The 18,464-nt window shown below is 44.5% G+C and carries 8 protein-coding genes; 4 read left to right on the forward strand and 4 right to left on the reverse strand.

Features of this window, described 5'->3' with window-relative positions; translation table 11 throughout:
* Positions 1–466: 466 nt before the first annotated feature.
* The gene (locus CJD36_RS19315; protein ID WP_161499389.1) at positions 467–8,179 is read right to left on the reverse strand and encodes a beta strand repeat-containing protein; all 7,713 of its coding nucleotides are present in this window, start codon (positions 8,177–8,179) and stop codon (positions 467–469) included.
* A 1,487-nt stretch (positions 8,180–9,666) separates the two neighbouring features.
* Here CJD36_RS19315 and CJD36_RS19320 point away from each other — a divergent pair.
* The 4 genes from CJD36_RS19320 (at position 9,667) to CJD36_RS19335 (ending at position 13,081) form a co-directional block, all read left to right on the forward strand.
* Entirely contained in the window at positions 9,667–10,344 is a 678-nt protein-coding gene (locus CJD36_RS19320; RefSeq protein ID WP_105040845.1) for a metal-dependent hydrolase, read from the forward strand.
* A gap of 172 nt (positions 10,345–10,516) precedes the next feature.
* Positions 10,517–11,320 carry a ParA family protein gene (locus tag CJD36_RS19325; protein WP_105040846.1) on the forward strand — a complete coding sequence of 268 codons (804 nt, stop codon included), beginning with the start codon at positions 10,517–10,519 and terminating at the stop codon, positions 11,318–11,320.
* Position 11,321: 1 nt separating this feature from the next.
* Complete coding sequence (locus CJD36_RS19330) at positions 11,322–12,272, forward strand: ParB/RepB/Spo0J family partition protein (RefSeq protein ID WP_105040847.1); 951 nt, start codon at positions 11,322–11,324, stop codon at positions 12,270–12,272.
* Between the two features lie 320 nt (positions 12,273–12,592).
* Positions 12,593–13,081, forward strand: a complete 489-nt coding sequence (locus tag CJD36_RS19335; RefSeq protein WP_105040848.1) for a YkgJ family cysteine cluster protein — start codon at positions 12,593–12,595, stop codon at positions 13,079–13,081.
* A gap of 121 nt (positions 13,082–13,202) precedes the next feature.
* Here the strand turns inward: CJD36_RS19335 and CJD36_RS19340 are convergent, their stop codons facing one another.
* The 3 genes from CJD36_RS19340 to CJD36_RS19350 form a co-directional block, all read right to left on the reverse strand.
* Positions 13,203–14,306 carry a lipase family protein gene (locus CJD36_RS19340; RefSeq protein ID WP_105040849.1) on the reverse strand — a complete coding sequence of 368 codons (1,104 nt, stop codon included), beginning with the start codon at positions 14,304–14,306 and terminating at the stop codon, positions 13,203–13,205.
* A gap of 138 nt (positions 14,307–14,444) precedes the next feature.
* Positions 14,445–16,343: a T9SS type A sorting domain-containing protein gene (locus tag CJD36_RS19345; protein WP_105040850.1), complete on the reverse strand. Its 1,899-nt coding sequence runs from the start codon at positions 16,341–16,343 to the stop codon at positions 14,445–14,447.
* Positions 16,344–16,538: 195 nt separating this feature from the next.
* The gene (locus tag CJD36_RS19350) at positions 16,539–18,455 is read right to left on the reverse strand and encodes a T9SS type A sorting domain-containing protein (RefSeq protein ID WP_105040851.1); all 1,917 of its coding nucleotides are present in this window, start codon (positions 18,453–18,455) and stop codon (positions 16,539–16,541) included.
* Positions 18,456–18,464: the final 9 nt, after the last annotated feature.

Genomic DNA, 18,464 nt, shown 5'->3' on the forward strand with positions numbered 1-18,464 from the left:
ATGAGTATTTTTTTATATGCTTCCTATTAACTAAATTAAATAAAAATGAACACCTGAATAACTTTTGATTACATTTTTAACAGTCGGAAATCAATATAAAATCATGCCATAAAACCGCTCAATATCCCCCAAAATTTGGTGCTATAATTGTTTGATTGACAACGCCTTTTCCAACACAAAAAATAAAGCTTATTATACTTTTACAATTCGTAGTTAAATAATATGTTATCCATTTTAACAAATTTGTGAAATGCGTAGAATGTCTTTCATTGCATACTCTTCAGATGTGACGACTTTCTAAAAAGTTGCCAAATCTCATAATCGTTGCTTTGAGACTATTTCTTAAATGCACCATGATCTTCTGATCACCACAAAAAAAATCTCCCGGATATACCGGGAGATTTTCATCTATTTATTAAGCTACACCTCCCGCTCTCTTAAAGAGGCCGGGTGCGGCTAAGCATTATTACTTCTGCTCCAGAACAAAATGGAAGATCTTGCTCATGTGCTGCGAACGTACGCTCAACACGTAGCTACCATTAGCAAGAATACCGTTCAGTTTCACCTGCTCGTTAAACTCACCATTCTTAGCTTCTGTATGACCGGTATACACTACCTGGCCCAGCATGTTGGTTACTTCCAGTGTCATATCCTCATTGCTCGACAGACCAAGGTTACCCTTCACTATGAACGAACCATTATTAGGATTTGGCACCAGAGATATACTAGCCTCGCCACCGCTCACATTGTTCACATTTACACCACCGCTGCCCAGTACACTCATAGCCAGAACGTTGGATATAGTAGTACCACCGCAAAGGTCCGTGTTGGTAACATGGCAGGTAACCAGGTCGCCCGATACAAGCAGGCTCGTAATGAACGTAGTACCATTAGCACCAGATACCGGTACACCGTTAATGTACCACTGGTAAGCCGGAGCTGCACCACCACCGCTTACTAAAGTAACGGTAAAGGTGTCTGTCATACCAAGCGTTATGGTAGTACCCGGATGAGCTGCTATAGTTGCTACAGGTGTTACTGTAGTTCCTACTGTCATGGTCATTTGTGCGGTATCAGATGTTGGTGCTACGCAAGGATAGCTGCTGGTCATTCTTACCACAACCATATCACCATTTGCAGGCACATAGAAGTAGGTAGGACCTGTTGCTACTGCAACGCCATTTACTGTCCACAGGTAAGCAGGACTGCCGCCACCATTGGTTTCCGTTGTGTTGTAAACAACTATACTGCCACCGCATGATGTAGCACCGGTGCTCGATGTCAAGGTAACATCAGGCACTACGAATGGTATGATATCCAGTGTAAGACTTGCTGATGTAACTACTGCAGTACTACCCGACAGACAACCCGCTGTGCTGGTCATTACCGCGGTAACAACATCGCCATTGGTAGCCAGGTAAGTATAGTTGCTGGTGCCCGATACTGGAGAACCATTTACATACCACTGGAAGGTAGCACCTGTACCGGCACTAACCGGATGAGTATAAACTGTAGTGAATGCTCCCGCACAACCCGTATCGGTATACGCTGTTGCCAGAGTAAGAGCCGGAGTAACAATCGGATCTACTGTCATAGTAACAGATCCGCTTGCTGTTGCAGGAACCGCACAGCTAAGGTTACTTACGATGCTCACTCCAACAACATCACCCGTTACTGGTACATAGCTGTAAGAGCTTGCGGCAGACATTGGCGAACCATTTACTGTCCATGAGTAAGTTGGCGCGGTACCACCATTAGTAATCGTTGGCGTGTAGGTAACTGTAGAACCCGCACAAACCGTTGTACCTGGGTTGGCATTAATAGTTACTGTAGGTACAAATGAAGGATTAACCGTCATAGTGCTGTATGCCTGGCAACCGCTGCCATTCGTAAGTGTAATGTTTGCGGTACCCACACTCAATGCATGTACTATACCTGTACCAGCTTCTATCGATGCGATGGCAGGTGAACCACTTGTCCATGTACCACCCGATGGTGAGCTGGTAAGCGTAGTAGTAGTATTGTTACACATTGATGTAACGCCTGATATTGCGCCGGGCAATGCATTTACGGTAACCGTAGTGCTGCGTGAGCAACCTGTTGATGTTTGTGTAAAGATGATCGTACCACTACCCGAAGTAACACCCGTTACCATACCCGATGCATTCACGGTAGTGATCGTTGGTGTAGAGGTACTCCATGTACCCGGTGTACTTGCATCGGCCAGTGTGGTAGAAGCAAGGTTACAGATAGTTGTAGTACCCGTTATTGCCGCAGGCAAAGCGTTTACTGTTACAAGTGCTGTATCAAAGCAACCATTTACAGCAGTGTAAGAGATAACCACGGTACCGGAAGTAACACCTGTTACCACACCCGAAGAATTCACTGTAGCTCTGAACACATTACCCGATGCCCATGTACCCGATCCTGTAGCATCAGACAAGGTAGTAGCACCACCCGATGCACACACAGCCATTGTACCTGTTATGTTCGCAGGATTAGCATTTAGTGTCAATGACTTTGTAGCCATACAACCCGGTATTGTAGTATAGGTAATATTGGCAGTACCCGCTGTAAGGCCGGTAACTGTTATTGGAGAACCCGTAGCTGCAGATATAGTAGCTATTGTACCTGTCGAGGTTGTCCATGTACCACCCGTTGTTGATTCAGTAAGCGTAGTAGTACCACCGTTATAACATACCGATGTACCACCGCCTATTGCTGCCGGAGGCGCCACTGATGTTACCAATGAAGTATCGGCACAACCAGTAGGCAATGTATAGGTAATGATAGCAGTACCTGCTGTACCCATAGTTACCACACCACCCGAGCTTACCGTAGCCACACCTGCATTGCTGCTGGTCCATGTACCACCGGTAGTAGGGTTAGTTAATGTTGTAGAAAGGCCGCTGCAGATAACTGTGCTGCCTGTAGTTGTTGTAACGAAAGTAGACACGTTAATTACAGTGAAAGTAACACAACCACCTACTGTATAGAATACAGTATCTGCACCCGCAGCAACACCCTGGATCACACCACCCGCAGTAACAGTTGCTACTGTAGTATTAGATGTTGTCCATGTGCCACCTGTAGTGGTATTAGATAAGGTAAGATTGCTGCCTGCACACACATAATTAGAACCGGTAGCTGTTGTTATAGCAGGCGGTGCTGTAATAGTTACCGTACTTGTATCGAACGACGAACATGTACCCAACGTTGTGCCGGCTATATAATCTACAGCTGTTGTAGTCAATACCGTAGTAGGATGCACATACACTTCATATGCTGCGGTACCCGCTACATAAGGAGTTGTCAACGCAGGGTCAGAGAACAGATAGGTTGACGGCGTCCATACCGGAGCCGGGCCTACTATTGGTGTACCTGTTAAGCTTACATTGTCAACAGCCCAATAATAACCGTAGTTAGTGTTATAATAGAAACGCAACTGGCAATTAGTACTACCCGCATACGGAGTAAGATCATAGTTATCAGTAACAAAACTAGTCGCTGTACCGGTAGTAATCGTTGCATAATCATGGATCAAACTCCAGGTTACACCACCATCTGTCGAAATATCTACAGAGACAACATTATCCATATAGTATGCATGCAAATAATGTTGGAACGATAATGCCACGGAAGCAAACCCGGCTAACGAGAACGTGGGAGATATAAGACTACTTACTGTAGTGTATGAACTACTACCTGAAACGTCCGCATTCGTTATTACAAATGGTGAATTATCAGGACTATGGAATGTAGTACCAAAACCATACGTGTAGCCATCTGGTTCTCCCTGCCAAGGACTCAACGCAGCAGGTGATGTACTACCCGTGTTATCAACTGTCCATGTACCTAATCCTGCATTAAAATCTTCAGTAAGAATTGGTGTACCTGGTAAACCCGGCACAGTAGCAGTAAGCGTCACACTTGAACCATTACACACAGTAGCCGGAGCCGGAGTTACAACCGGTATAGGCGATGTAGGTAACAAAGGCTGCGTAGCTGTCATTGTCAATGTACATGTACCATCAGTAGCGGTAAATGAATACACACCAACAGTAGCAGCACCAGGAACTGTAGGGTTTAGCAATGTAGATGTGAAGCCACCCGGTCCGCTCCATGAATAAGATGGTGCTGTAGTAGTACCTGTAAGATTGAACGGACTGTTAGGACATACCGCAGCGCTTGCAGCAGCAGTAGAAGTAAACAGGCAATGAGGTATGATATAAACTCTGTAATCAATTGCATCACCACTGTAGTAAGATGGAGAAGTTCCAAGGTAAGACATATTACATGGGTCAAGGTGCAAAGGTGCACTAGAGCCACCCGGATATTGCTCCCATATAGCACGTACACGCATATTGTGTGTACCCAATGCGCCACCCGCAGGGATAGAGATATTGAAATTGGTAGGATTAGAAGTGAAGCTCGGATCAAATCCACTTACAGGAGATACTTCCTCTGTTGTTTCAAAGATACCGTTATCGTTAAAGTCTATCCACACCTGCAATTCCTGATGATCGTAAGTGCTGTACCACAAACCTGATGATGCGTAAACACCACCCTGTTCCATTGTGATTGGCGCTAATGTTGTATGGTCCAGATATCCGGTAGTAGTACTAACAACAGCATTCAGACCTATATCATCAAGGTTAGAACCTGCAAAACCCGCTACGTGGAACTCATCGATACCCGCATAGGTACCACCGGCATAAGACCATGAAGAGCTACCTGGGTAGCAAGGTGGTGTAGCTACATAAGTGATCATAGCAGGGGTAGATGTTGTTGATGTACTGCTTAGCGTACAAACAACTACACACTGGTACCACATGTCATTAAATATACTTATAAACGAGTAGGTATTATTAGTTGCGCCTGTTATGTCCGTCCACGGTCCGGTAGCACTTGTAGCAGACTGCCACTGGAATGTAAGGCCAGCTGCCATAGACAGGCCTGGCAGACTTAAAGTAAATGGTATAGAAACACCACCACTTGTAGGTGATGCAGCAGCAGTACCAACTACGGGAGCACCGGTACATGCAGGAAGAGCAATGATATTTGCCATGTAATCGCGCGTCATACCATAGTAGTAATTATACATTGCATCGTATGAATTACATGGATCCATATCCGAAGATAAACCGCAATCATATGTGTATGCATTTCTAACACGCATTCTGTGAAGGCCAACGGCCGCTGTCATTGGAATAGAAAGGGTATAACCATCAGATGTTATATAGCTCGAGCATAATCCTGTTCCAATCACAGGAGTTACTTCTTCGGAAACATCAAAAACTCCGTTGTTATTAAAGTCTATCCAGATCTGGTTTTCATATTCATAACCACCACTGCTGTATGACAGGTTACCGGTATAAACACCACCTTGCTGCAGATCTACCGCAGGTACCGATGTCATATCTTCATATCCACTCGCAGGTATTGTTGCAGGTCCTGCATCGCTAAGCGTAGAGCCGGCATAGCCAGTTAATGAAACAACATCTAAGCCATAAGAAGTTGCTGCAGGTGAGTAAACATAAGACGGAGTGCAAAAGCAATAGCCAAAATAGTTCACAAAGACTGGAGTTGAAGTTCCCGACAAACTCGTTGCCGAGCAGGTAACCACTATTTGATAATAAGTAGGCGCAGTTTCAACATTTGAATAGATCAATGAGGTCGCACCTGCTATATCTGCATATGGACCACCCACGCTTACAGATGACTGCCATTGGTAGGTAAGACCGGTTGCTGTAGATGTACCGGTTGAATTCAAGGTAAACGCTGTTGAAGGACATGCAAGTGTTGTTGACGCGGTTGCGGTACCACCTGCTGGTGCACCTGAACAAGGTGGAGCAGCAATAATATTAGCAATATAATCGCGTGTCATACCATAGGTATATGTATTGCCACTTGCATCACTCAATGCGCATGGATCCATATCTGCCGATGTTGAACTACCATAATACATCACGCTGTATCTCACTCTCATACGATGTGTGCCTACAGCAGCAGTAATTGGTATATTCATAGTGTAAACATCAAAATAGCTATATGGCGATGAATAGATCGGCGCAGTCACCTCTTCTGAAATATCAAAAACACCATCATTATTGAAGTCTATCCAAATCTGACTTTCGTAAGCATTCCAGCCATCGTGGTAACTTATGTCTCCTGTATAAGTATCTCCTTGTTGTAGATCAACACTGATCGTTGTTCTGTCGTCATAACCATTAGTAGGCTGTGGCGATGTTCCACCATCACTTATTGAGCTACCGGCATACCCTGTGAGGTTATATATATCTATACCCTCGTAAGATGGTGATGCTGGTGAATTGCTGTAAGAAGGCACACAATAGCAGAAGCCAAAGTAGTTAACAAATACCGGAGTAGATGTCCCACTTGTAGAAGATGCAGGGCAGTTAACTACCAATTGGAAATAGGTTGGAGAAGTTATCACGTTAGAATATGTTGGAGAAGTTGCTCCCGATATATCTGTCCACGGTCCTGTAGCACTTGTAGATTCCTGCCACTGGTAAGTAAGTCCTGCTGCTACTGTAAGTCCTGTTGAACCTAAAGTAAATGCTGTTGCAGGACACGCCAATGTAGCAGATGATGTAGCAGTACCACCGCTTGGTGTACCCGTACATGAAGGCGCTGCTAGTATGTTAACTGTATAATCACGGGTCACACCATAATAATAATAAGTCGAATACCCCAGACTCATATCAAAGTTGTTACAAGGATCCATCTCCGAAGGAACACTACTATACTGAAGATCAGTGTAACGCACTCTCATACGGTGAGAACCTAAAGGAGCGGTAATAGGAACTGTAATTGAAAAAGGGTCGGAAGAAGAATACGAACTTGTATAAATTACAGGAGTGGCTAGTTCTGAAATATCAAATATGCCATCATCGTTATAGTCTATCCATATCTGACTTGCATAGGTGTATACACTGTAACTATAATTAAGGTTGCCGCTGTATGTATTTCCTTGTTGCATGTCAACAGAAATACCTGTTCTGTTTTCATAGCCATCCGCTGGCACTGTAGCCGGCCCGGCATCGCTAATTGTCGATCCGGCTTCCCCAGTAATATCGAACAAACCAAGTGCACCTGCGTAGGTATATGTGGCAGGATAATAATAATACAACCCAGTATTACAATAACATACCGGACTAAAGGTAACACTGGTCGTAGTAGAAATATCGAAAGAACCTGAACCTGGGCACGTAACTACAACCCTGTAATACATGTCCATAGTTTCAGTTGTCACAGAAGTACTATTTGTTGCACCCGGTATATTGGTCCAGGTAGAAAAGTCTGGAGAAGACTGCCATTGGAAAGTAAGGCCAGTTGCTGCTGTTGTACCGGTAACGCTTAAAGTAATATTGTCAGTTATACATGCCGTAGCTACATCTGCCACTGCAGTACCAGCCACCGGTGTACCTGTACAAGGTGGTGGGGGTGTCCAGCTATAGATTTGACCATTGGCTGGCGAATTATAAATGTAATCGAAAAATGATGTCGAAGATGCAGTCGGTGCTGAGCTCACATCAGATAAGGTCTGCCAGTCGCTCCCACTATTAGCAATACCAACAGTAAGGTCATTAGAGGTAAGCGTTCCGTTATTATAAACAAAATCGATTTGGTTGGTCGTTTCATATAAAATAACCTGGAAGTCTTGTGATCCGGCACCCGAGTACCCATACCTTTCAAAGCCATTCCATTCAAAAATAAATTTCCTGTTTGGCGCAACGCCCACAGTAGTGTAGTATGTACTACCTGTGGCTGCTGTGTATGCACCTCCATCAAGGTCATCCCATAAAGGCATCAATAGGCCAACGCCGCCTGCAACACCTGACACCGAGCCTAGGGAATTATACCCATAAGATGAAGGATATCCCGCCAGCGATAACCAGCCGTTCGAACAGGCAGTAAGCTGAGTATATGTTACACCGCAAAACTCAAAATTAAACCCAATATTAATCGGGTCTGATGTAACATCATCCCAATTCAATGTGTAGGGGTAAGAGCTAACTGGGGGTAATGTACCCGTCGGTGCTATACTGGTGAACGTACCCGATGAAGCCGTAAACCCATAAGTGGCGGCCGTTATCTGGCTGTAACCCGCAAAAGACAAACACAGCAAGACAAGAAGTAAGGAAATTTGTTTCATGATACTGTAATTTTTATTGGTTTGGTACTGTTTCATAAAAGATGTATCAACACAGAGTTGACCAACTAAAGTTAACTATTTGTTCACTATTTATAAACCCATGGTTTTTATGCAAAACTTTTTACATGGCTAAAAATCATACCAACACCCCATTTTATAGCTATTTACAATACAAGAAATTAAAACATAACAGAATTAACAAATAATAACTTTCAACTCTATCGCATTCAATTTATACTAATCACCTATTTATAACGGCGCAGTTAATTATATCACTTACAATTAATGTTACAAAAATAAATACTTTAAACCCTTTAAAACAGGGCCATTGACACCACAAAACAGCCGATATTATTAATAATAAATGTGTTTGTATTTTATTTTTTTACTATACCCGTTTTGTAGACTAAATACTATCAATTGAAAAATTAAATTTTTATATGCATTTTATTTACTGCACAATATTGTTAAAAATTATAAAAACGTTAACATTTTTTTAACACACCAAACCCAAGCTTTTGCCTCCTAAAAACTCATATATCACTCTATCTTTATCTTTCGGTTAATAAAAACCTGCATTTCACCCCTCCAAACCTCATATACCCGAAACACACCTTTGTTAAACACCTTAACAAATGAAAACCAACCCTTTGAACAACACATATGTCTTCAACCCGCTTAACAAGGTCCCACACTGGTCGAAGCGTCCCGCCGGTGCTGAGCGTAGACTCTGTCTACGCTCGAGCGGTTGCCGGTCTCTGACCGGCACATCCGGACGTATTCGTTTTATGACGCACTAACCATACGCCCATATCGGCCGCTGTAGAGCGTAGACCCAAACTGGTCGAAGCGTCTCGCTTCGTCCCAGGCCATGCAAGCGTCCCGCTTGCGAAAAAAAAATCAGTGCAATCCGCCGTAACCTGTGATTCAGCCAAAACATATCCACATTCACACACCCATTTTCAGCTGTATCACCCCACAACAAAGGCATACACGCGATCCAAAAAATGTGAATATCTTCTTTTGCTAAAAACAGCAACCTGAACTAATTTGCACCCGATTTATAAACTGTCACCCTGGTGAGTAGTGCCACATAAGATCTTTGACTTTATGAGCCCTAACCATCCCAAACAGAACGTAGGGGCTGAAGATCTTCAGCCCTACAGCAGCAATACAACAAAAACTATTCTGGTCCTCGTTTGGGCGTTTGTAACGCCCGTCACTACATATACAAACTGCAACCGGACAAAAAAAGTGGCACCATGTGGCAGAAAGTAGCAGTTCGTTAAAATCCCCCAAAAACCTTACCCATAAAGCACTCTAGCCAAAACACCCCATTCAAAACTGCCACTTTCACGAAAAACTGCCACTTTTATATCCGGCACTTCCCCTATTATCAGATCGCCGAATTGTCAAATTGCCGAATTATTCAATTGTCAAATTGAAATTAACTAACTTTGCACCTTTAAAAATCCCACGCTTTACGTATGAAATTTACATTCTATGGCCACGCCTGCTTTGCGGTAGAAACCGGTGGCAAAAAAATACTTTTTGACCCCTTCATTACACACAATGAACTGGCAAAAGATATCAACGTAGATACTATCGGTGCCGATTTCATATTACTTTCTCACGGTCATAGCGACCACGTTGCAGACGTGGCCAGCATTGCGAAGAGAACCGGAGCCCTCGTAATTGCGGCATATGAAGTAATTGATTGGGTTAAGAAACAAGGCATTGAAAACGTTCACCCTATCAACTTCGGCGCTACAATATTTCCATTCGGCAAACTCCATTTTTTACCTGCGGCACACAGTAGCACCATGCCCGATGGTAGCAGTGGCGGAGCACCCGGTGGATTCATACTGCATGGCGCGGAAAAGAAATTTTACTACAGCGGCGATACATGCGTAACTATGGACATGCAGTTGGTTCCACGTTATGCAAAACTCGATTTTGCCATACTACCTATTGGCGGCAATTTTACTATGGATGTTGAAGATGCGGTAATAGCTGCAGAATTTATACAATGCAAAAAAATAATTGGCGTACATTACGATACATTCGGTTACATCAAAATAAATAAAGACGAAGCAAAAGCTACGTTCGCTGCCGCAGGCAACGAGTTACTGCTACCGGCTATTGGTGAGACAATTGAACTTTAGTAAATAGTCGTTAGTAAATAGTTCCGATGTAAAGAGACGTTACTGAGAGGACGACTTTCAATAAATACAAATAACAGGAGTAAGCAGGCGAGACTATGTAAGCTCTGCTAACTACTACATACTAAATAAGCAGTCTATGTACTATGTACTATCGACTATATACTAAAAGAAAATGGCAAAAGTAATCGCTATAGCGAATCAGAAGGGAGGAGTAGGCAAAACAACAACTGCAATTAATCTTGCGGCAAGTTTGGCTGTACTGGAATATAGAACATTATTGGTAGATGCAGATCCGCAGGCCAACAGCACCACAGGCAATGGTTTTGACCTGAGGAATATACAGCTGAGCCTATACGACTGCATGGTGAACGAAACACCGGTCAACCAGGTAGTGTTAGAAACAGAAACACCCAATTTATTTTTGCTGCCCAGTCACCTCGATCTGGTAGGAGCGGAAATAGAATTGATCAATCAGCCAAACAGAGAGCATGTTTTACGCAAGGCGCTGGAGGCGGAACAAAACAATTACGATTTCATCATTATCGACTGTTCTCCTTCTCTGGGTTTAATTACTGTCAACTCCCTTTCTGCTGCCGATAGCGTTATCATACCGGTTCAGTGCGAGTATTTCGCCTTAGAGGGCCTGGGCAAATTGCTCAATACTATTAAGATCGTTCAGACACGTATCAACTCCGAACTGAAAATAGAAGGTATTCTGATGACCATGTATGATGGTCGTCTCCGTCTTTCTAACCAGGTTGTGGAAGAGATCAAAAATCACTTCTCAGAATTGGTATTCAACACCATTCTTCATCGCAATACAAGATTGGGCGAAGCACCAAGCTTTGGCAAACCAGTGTTGCTGTATGATGCCGAAAGCACAGGCGCGGTCAACTATCTTAACCTGGCAAAGGAGATACTGCAGAAGAACAATATGACCAAGATCAAGAACGAAGATAAAATTTTCGAAAAATAGCATGTCGCAAGTAAATAAGAAATCGGCTCTGGGTAAGGGAATACGCGCACTGCTCGATAATATAGACGAAGAAATAAATGCACCCAAGCAGGGCGTACCGGCCACTGCGGGGCAGAATAATAATGCCAATAATAACAACAGTAATGCTGCCAATAGTAATACCAACAGCATTGCCCGCATACCTGTTACACAGATCGAGGTAAACCCTAAACAGCCACGTCATGATTTCGACGAACAGGCGCTTAAGGAACTATCTGAAAGCATCAAGCTGCACGACATAATCCAGCCGGTTACAGTCATAAAGGTAGGCACCAATAAATACCAGCTTATCTCGGGAGAACGACGTTGGCGCGCTTCTAAGATGGCAGGCCTTACAGACATACCTGCTTACATACGCACCGCCGGCAGCCAGGAATTACTGGAGATGGCGCTCCTCGAAAACCTGCAGCGCGAGAACCTCAATGCTATAGAAATAGCGATGAGCTACCGCCGCCTTATGGATGAGTGCGAACTTACCCAGGAGCAAGTGTCAGACCGCATGAAAAAAGAACGCAGCACAGTAGCCAACTACCTGCGTTTGCTTAAGTTACCTCCCGATGTGCAGAAAGCCGTAAGAGACGGACAACTCAGCATGGGCCATGCAAGAGCTATCATCGGTTTGGAGCATGTAGATCAGCAACTCTATGCATTCCGCGAAGTCATTACCCGTGGTTTGTCTGTACGCCAGGTAGAACAGCTGGTCAAAGACATGGCAACCGAACGCGCTCCTAAAGAAGCTGCAATGGCCGCCATAAAACTACCACCAGCCTACAAGCGTATAGAAGATAATATGGCCTCACAGCTATCTACCCGCGTAAAGCTGGCCCGCAAAAAAAATGGTAAAGGAAGCATACTCATAGAGTTCTACAGCGATGAAGACCTCGAAAGAATTATGGACAAAATGAGCATTTAATAAGCCCTGTAAGGGCGACGTCAATAGCGAGGGGTTTTAACCCCTCGTAAAAAACGAAAAATGTAAAAGCCCTGCAGGGGCGAAATAACCACATCAAACTATTCGCCATTGTAGGTATTCTGACCAACAGCAATCGGGACGGCCCTCTTTGAGACTTAGGGATCGGTAATTGCAGGGAACGAAGCAATCTCATATTTGGACGTATTCGTTTTGAATGCACTAAAAAACTCTTTGCGCACTAAAATCAAAAACCCTTTGCGCTTCTTTGCGATTAACCTTTGCGCTCTTTGCGTGAAACTGCATAAACCAACAAACAAGACATGATCGACGAAGGCTGGGATAAAGAATCGAAAGAACATCAGAAGCAGTATAAATACATGCTGGAGCGTGGCAACAAGAACAACATTCTTCGTGCCCTGCCACGTCTTAACGATGAAGCCTTCGCAAAGATCGACTGCCTGGAATGCGCCAACTGCTGTAAGAACTACTCTCCCCGCTTCAAGCAACCCGACATAAAACGCATCTCCAAAAGTCTTCGCCTGAAAGAAGGAGAACTGGTAGCTCGCTACCTAATATTGGATAGCGAAGGAGACTACGTATCCCGCACAAAACCATGCCCCTTCCTTGCCGAAGACAATACCTGCAACATCTATGACGATCGCCCCAGCGACTGTGCCCGCTACCCCTATACCGACGAAGACGTGCTGATAAAACGCGTACCTCTTACCCTCAAAAACTCACTATCATGCCCCATCACTCACCACGTACTCGAAGCCCTTCTGGAACTGGAAGGCGGCAAAAAAAGTTAACTCAAGCAACCACCGAAAGAAAACACCTATTCATGTCTTTGCGCCGTTAGGTGCAAAAGGTTTGTAGCAATCGTGTCCCCCAAACAATGCGTGCCGTAGGTACGCAACTCATCATTAACCACTACGGCACGATCACCGGGCTATAATTTTTCTTCACCAGGTAATAATACGGCTCAAAAATATGGTGCCTGAACACATTGCTACCTGAGTCCGGAAATTTCTTATAATAGTCAGCATCGGGTTGTAATACTATAGGATTACCCGCACGCATATAGTTGCAGGTGCCACTATACCTGGGTTGTTCAAGGCGGGGCATGTACTTCTTCACCTGCTTATACGCCAGCTTACCCACATACCTGTTATAAGTGCGCTGTGCCCGCCTTGGCGTCTTCGACAATCTATTATAAACATGACTTAACGCCACCCTCACCAACCTCTTCTGTGTCTTCACCTGCTCTCTCGAATTGCTAAACGGATTGAGCTTATTAAAGTCATTAGGCGTCTGTATAGAAACCGGTGTTTCAGGCACCCAATCAGCAGTATTCACAATAGTAAACGCCCAGCCACCGCGGGTTATATAGTCAAAGTCATAAGCATAGTAAAGGTTACCTACTTTAGGCGCGGCACTGGCATAGGTCTTAAACACTATATCCCCGGGCAAGTTACCCGCTATCTGTTGGTAATGCAGGTAGGATGCCATCAATGTACTCAACGCCCCACCCTGGCTATGCCCTTCCAGAATCACTTGTTTCACCCCACGTGTATGATACTCTTTTATCTTAGCCATCACCTCGGGCGCCATACTACCTATGCCTATCGTCCATCCTACGTGCACCGTAGCTTTCGGATCATTGGCCAGCTTGTAATTAAAGGTATAATTGCTATCCAGTTTCAGCGTGCCTGTGGCCGGTATCATGGCGCTATAAAAGTTCTCCAGCCAGCTATCTACATCATAAGTAGTCCCTCTGAAGTTGATGACAATTATAGTAGAATCCCTGTTCAGCCAAAGGTCCCACCTGTTATGCAAGCCAACTTCCGTTCCTCTAAATACCCTTGTAAACCCCGTCTCCTTAGGTGTCGCTCCCCTGAATTTCGTATCCACCTGCACTGCCGATCTGCGTAACGTGCCTTCATATTCTGTTGCATCAAATCCCGGCTTCAGGAGTTGGGCATAAGAATTGGAAATTATCAGTAGACATAATAACTGCGCGAGGACTTTTTGCATATTATAAATTTAGAGAAAACCCATCATCAATTAAAAACCATCAACGTCCCTACACATGCTTTTAACTAAACACTCACATCCTATACGCAGTGAAGGAGGCATGGCTGCCTCCTTCACTAATAATTGCAATAAAAAAGCTTAGCGCTGTACCTGCATCTTATTGGTATAATTAACCGCAGCAGATCTTACTGATATAGTATACAAGCCATTGGTCAATGAAGATATATCTACCTGGCCCATACCTGCACCAGCAGTCATATCGATAACATTGCTGTATACCTCACGTCCGGTAATATCACAAACTGATACGGTGCCCTGCTGTGCCGCAGGTAATGTCCAGGCAATGTTCACATGTCCGTTAGTTGGGTTAGGGAATGCGAGGATAGCAGCCGCATCAGCAGATACACTGCCTACACCAACAGGAATTGGAGTTATAGTCTTAGCCACCGTATTCTGCTTAAAGCTGGCAGTAGTCATAGATGGTGCAGCCGCAGTAAGTGTGGCCCATGAACAAGGCGTAGTAAGGTAGTTCAGCGAATCAGGGAATATCATGTAGGTTTGGCCCACAGGAATGTTGCTGAATGTATAGTGCCCTGTCGCATCAGTAGTTGTTCCCTGTACCAGCTGCATGGTAGTGGCATTAAGAATATACATCTTCATACCATTTACCGGTATGCCTACTGAGGTTCCTTTATTAGCTCCGGCTGTTACATCACCCGCTACAAAACCAGGTCCGGTAGTTACTGTACCCGCCATCATATTTATATCCTGATTGATATCGCCTGCACCACTTGCATGTACAAGCACGTCTGCGGTATTCCAGTAAAAGCTGCTTGTGTGGTAAGTTGGAATGTACCCTGTAGTTCCGGCCAATGAGTCAGAAGTTGCTGCCTTGATCCTATATGAATTTGGCGACACCCCAACAAACTGGTAGCTAACACTTGTTCCTGATGCATACAAATTAACAGAGTCAACCGCAGTAAGCATAGGAGCCACATAAGTGATCAGCCATACCTTTACCGGGCCATAATAGGCGCCTGAAGTGAAATTGACCTGGCCTGATATACCATCAAAAGGAAGTATAGTTACAGGGAACGTTGCAGAGGCAACACCACCACAACCGGTAGTTGTATAACTAACTGTTGCTGCACCAGCAGAAACTCCTGTAAGATTGCCATAGGCATCTATTGTGGCGAGTGAAGAAGGTGTAACGCTCCATGTGCCGGTATAAACTGTTTCGCCAAGATTTATCACAGAACCCACATTAACAGATCCTGTGCCATAAATAATACCGACATCTGTTGTATTTGACACCGTGATCGGCAACACAGTACTGATTGGGCCACAACCGCCTGTAGCAGCAAATGTGTAAGAGATATCAGCAGTTCCAAGCGTAAGACCGGTTAGTGTAGCAGTAAAGCCGCTGGTGCCAACAACAGTAGCAACGGCAGGATTAGAGCTACTCCATACACCACCGGAAAGGCTGTCATTTATTGTGATGGCAGATCCCAGGCAAACAACAGACGGGCCAATGATCGGACCGGCAGGTGTACCTGAAACTGTGACAGTTGCTATAACTGGGCAGCCTGTTGAAAGACTATAGTATATATCTGCTGTACCCGGATTTACACCATACACAACTCCTGTAACGTAGTCAACAGTCGCAATGTAGGTATCACCACTATACCAGGTACCACCCGGGGTTGCGTCAGCCAACGCAGTTGTATAACTGGTGCACAAACTAAGTGTGCCGGTAATAGGCAAGGGAACGAAATCCACAGTAAGCGGCGCGGAAGATAGCCCTGCGCTTGATACATAACTGATCGTTACCGTGCCCGAAGCAACAGCATAAGCTACTCCACTGGTAGGATCAATGGTAGCTATTGCAGTGTTGCTGCTAGACCATGTACCACCTGTAGTAAGGCTGTCATAAAAATAAAGCGTATTACCGGGGCAAGCCGAGGTAGGGCCGGAGAAACCATAAGATGCAAAACAAGCCAGTAGTGCAACCATAGTAATAAGAAATTGTTTTTTCATGATATTGAATTTGAAATAGTGAATAAAGCAAAAGTGAGTTGTACAATTATGCGCAAAAGTACCTGCATATATGACGTTAGGATCTTAAAAAATGTTAGTAATACAGGAATATATAGAATTGCCTACTTACAATAAAACCAAAAGGAAAGCATCTCTGCTTCCCTTTTGGTAAATCTAAAAAAATAAGCGGTCTGATTAGTGCTGTACCTGTATCTTATTGATATAATTAACCGCAGCAGACTTTACTGAGATTGTATACAAACCATTAGTTAATGAAGATATATTCACCTGGCTGATGCCTGTACCTGCGGTCATATCAATTACACTGCTGTATACTTCGCGGCCGGTAACATCGCAAACCGAAACCGCACCCAGCTGTGCAGTTGGTAAAGTCCAGGCGATGTTTACTCGTCCGTTAGTAGGGTTAGGGAAGGCAAGGATAGTAGCCGCATCGGTAGATACACTGCCTACACCAACAGGTATTGGCGTGATGGTCTTAGCAACTGTGTGCTGCTTAAAGCTGGCAGACGTAACAGAAGGAACAGCCGTAGTAAGTGCTATACCCGTGCATGGCGTAGTAAAATAGTTCAGCGAATCGGGGAACACATAATATGTGGCACCAACCGGAAGGTTACTGAACGAATAATGTCCGGTAGCATCTGTACGGATTGCCTGCATCAACTGTAAGGTTGTTGAGTTGAAGATATACATCATTAATCCCTTAACAGGCACACTGGTTGTAGTACCCTTATTTGCACCTGCGCTTACGTCACCGGCAACAAATCCCGGACCTGTTGTAACAGTACCATAAGACATGTTGATGTCTTTGTTGATATCGCTGGTTCCTGAAGTGTGGTAGAACACGTTAGCACCATTCCAGTAGAAGCTGCTGATGTGGTAGGTAGGGATATAACCGGAAGTACCTATCACTGAAGAAGAATCAAGAGGTGCAGCCTTTATACGGAAAGAATCTGTTGGGGCGCCAAGGAACTGGTAAGCGACGCTTGTACCTGTAGAGTAAACCGTAACAGAATCAATAGCGGTAAGGAAAGGAGATACATACCTGATCAGCCAAATCTTAACCGGGCCTGTATGAGCACCACTCAGGAAATTAACGTGACCGGAGATACCATCGAACGCAGTAACTGTAACTGTATGTGTTACAGACATTGCACCACCACAACCATTTACAGTATAGGTAGCGATTGCAGTACCTGCACTTACTCCAGTTACAACACCGGACGCACTAATGGTAGCAACGCTTGTTGGCGTAATGCTCCATGTACCGCCGGTGGTAGCATCAGTAAGATTAATAGTAGAACTTGTAGCTACAGTAGAAGGCCCTGCTATTGCAGCGGGAGGCGTAGTAGTGTTCAATACATCTACGCTGTAAGTGCTGTAAAAAGTACCGCATGCATTAGTTACACTGTAAGTTATAGTTGCAGTTCCTACAGAAACACCGGTAAGCGTAGTTGTGGAACCGGAACCCAATGCGGAAGTAGCAATAACCGTAGCTATACCCGGTGCGGAAGAGCTCCACATTCCTACAGTCGTGGTGTCGTGAAGGGTAATTGTTGAGCCTACGCATACTACAGAATCGCCTGAAATAGAAGATGGTGTAGTAGCCAAGACTGTAACTATGACCTGCGCATAGCAACCTGGCCCTACAGTATATCGGATAGAGGTACCGCTACTTGGCATTATGCCAAAAACAGTTCCACCTGAATTAACTGTTGCAACAGATGTGTAGACGCTGCTCCAGGTACCTCCCGGTGTAGCATCAGCCAATACTGTCGTTCCTCCGGGGCAAACCGTACTAGTACCTGTTATAGCAGCCGGAGCGGTTGTGACTGTAAATAGTGATGTAACATATGCCGACCCTACTGTGTATGTGATCGTAGTGGTGCCGGCTGAAACACCATACACATTACCTGTAGTACCTACTGTGGCTACCGAAGGGGTACTGCTCGACCACACGCCACCAGCGGTGCTGTCGGCAACGTGACCCATGCCACCAACACAGGTGCCGGTAGCACCGGTAATTGGCATCTGCGCAAAAGAGGCAAAGCAACTAAATAATGCAATAATGGAAAGAATACAATGTCTTTTCATAATAATGGC

The organism is Flavipsychrobacter stenotrophus, from assembly GCF_002954265.1.
Taxonomy (GTDB): domain Bacteria; phylum Bacteroidota; class Bacteroidia; order Chitinophagales; family Chitinophagaceae; genus Flavipsychrobacter; species Flavipsychrobacter stenotrophus.

Coding starts and splice junctions, on each gene's coding strand:
- CJD36_RS19315 (WP_161499389.1), bottom strand. CDS start 8,179: ATGAAACAAATTTCCTTACTTCTTGTCTTGCTGTGTTTGTCTTTTGCG.
- CJD36_RS19320 (WP_105040845.1), top strand. CDS start 9,667: ATGAAATTTACATTCTATGGCCACGCCTGCTTTGCGGTAGAAACCGGT.
- CJD36_RS19325 (WP_105040846.1), top strand. CDS start 10,517: ATGGCAAAAGTAATCGCTATAGCGAATCAGAAGGGAGGAGTAGGCAAA.
- CJD36_RS19330 (WP_105040847.1), top strand. CDS start 11,322: ATGTCGCAAGTAAATAAGAAATCGGCTCTGGGTAAGGGAATACGCGCA.
- CJD36_RS19335 (WP_105040848.1), top strand. CDS start 12,593: ATGATCGACGAAGGCTGGGATAAAGAATCGAAAGAACATCAGAAGCAG.
- CJD36_RS19340 (WP_105040849.1), bottom strand. CDS start 14,306: ATGCAAAAAGTCCTCGCGCAGTTATTATGTCTACTGATAATTTCCAAT.
- CJD36_RS19345 (WP_105040850.1), bottom strand. CDS start 16,343: ATGAAAAAACAATTTCTTATTACTATGGTTGCACTACTGGCTTGTTTT.
- CJD36_RS19350 (WP_105040851.1), bottom strand. CDS start 18,455: ATGAAAAGACATTGTATTCTTTCCATTATTGCATTATTTAGTTGCTTT.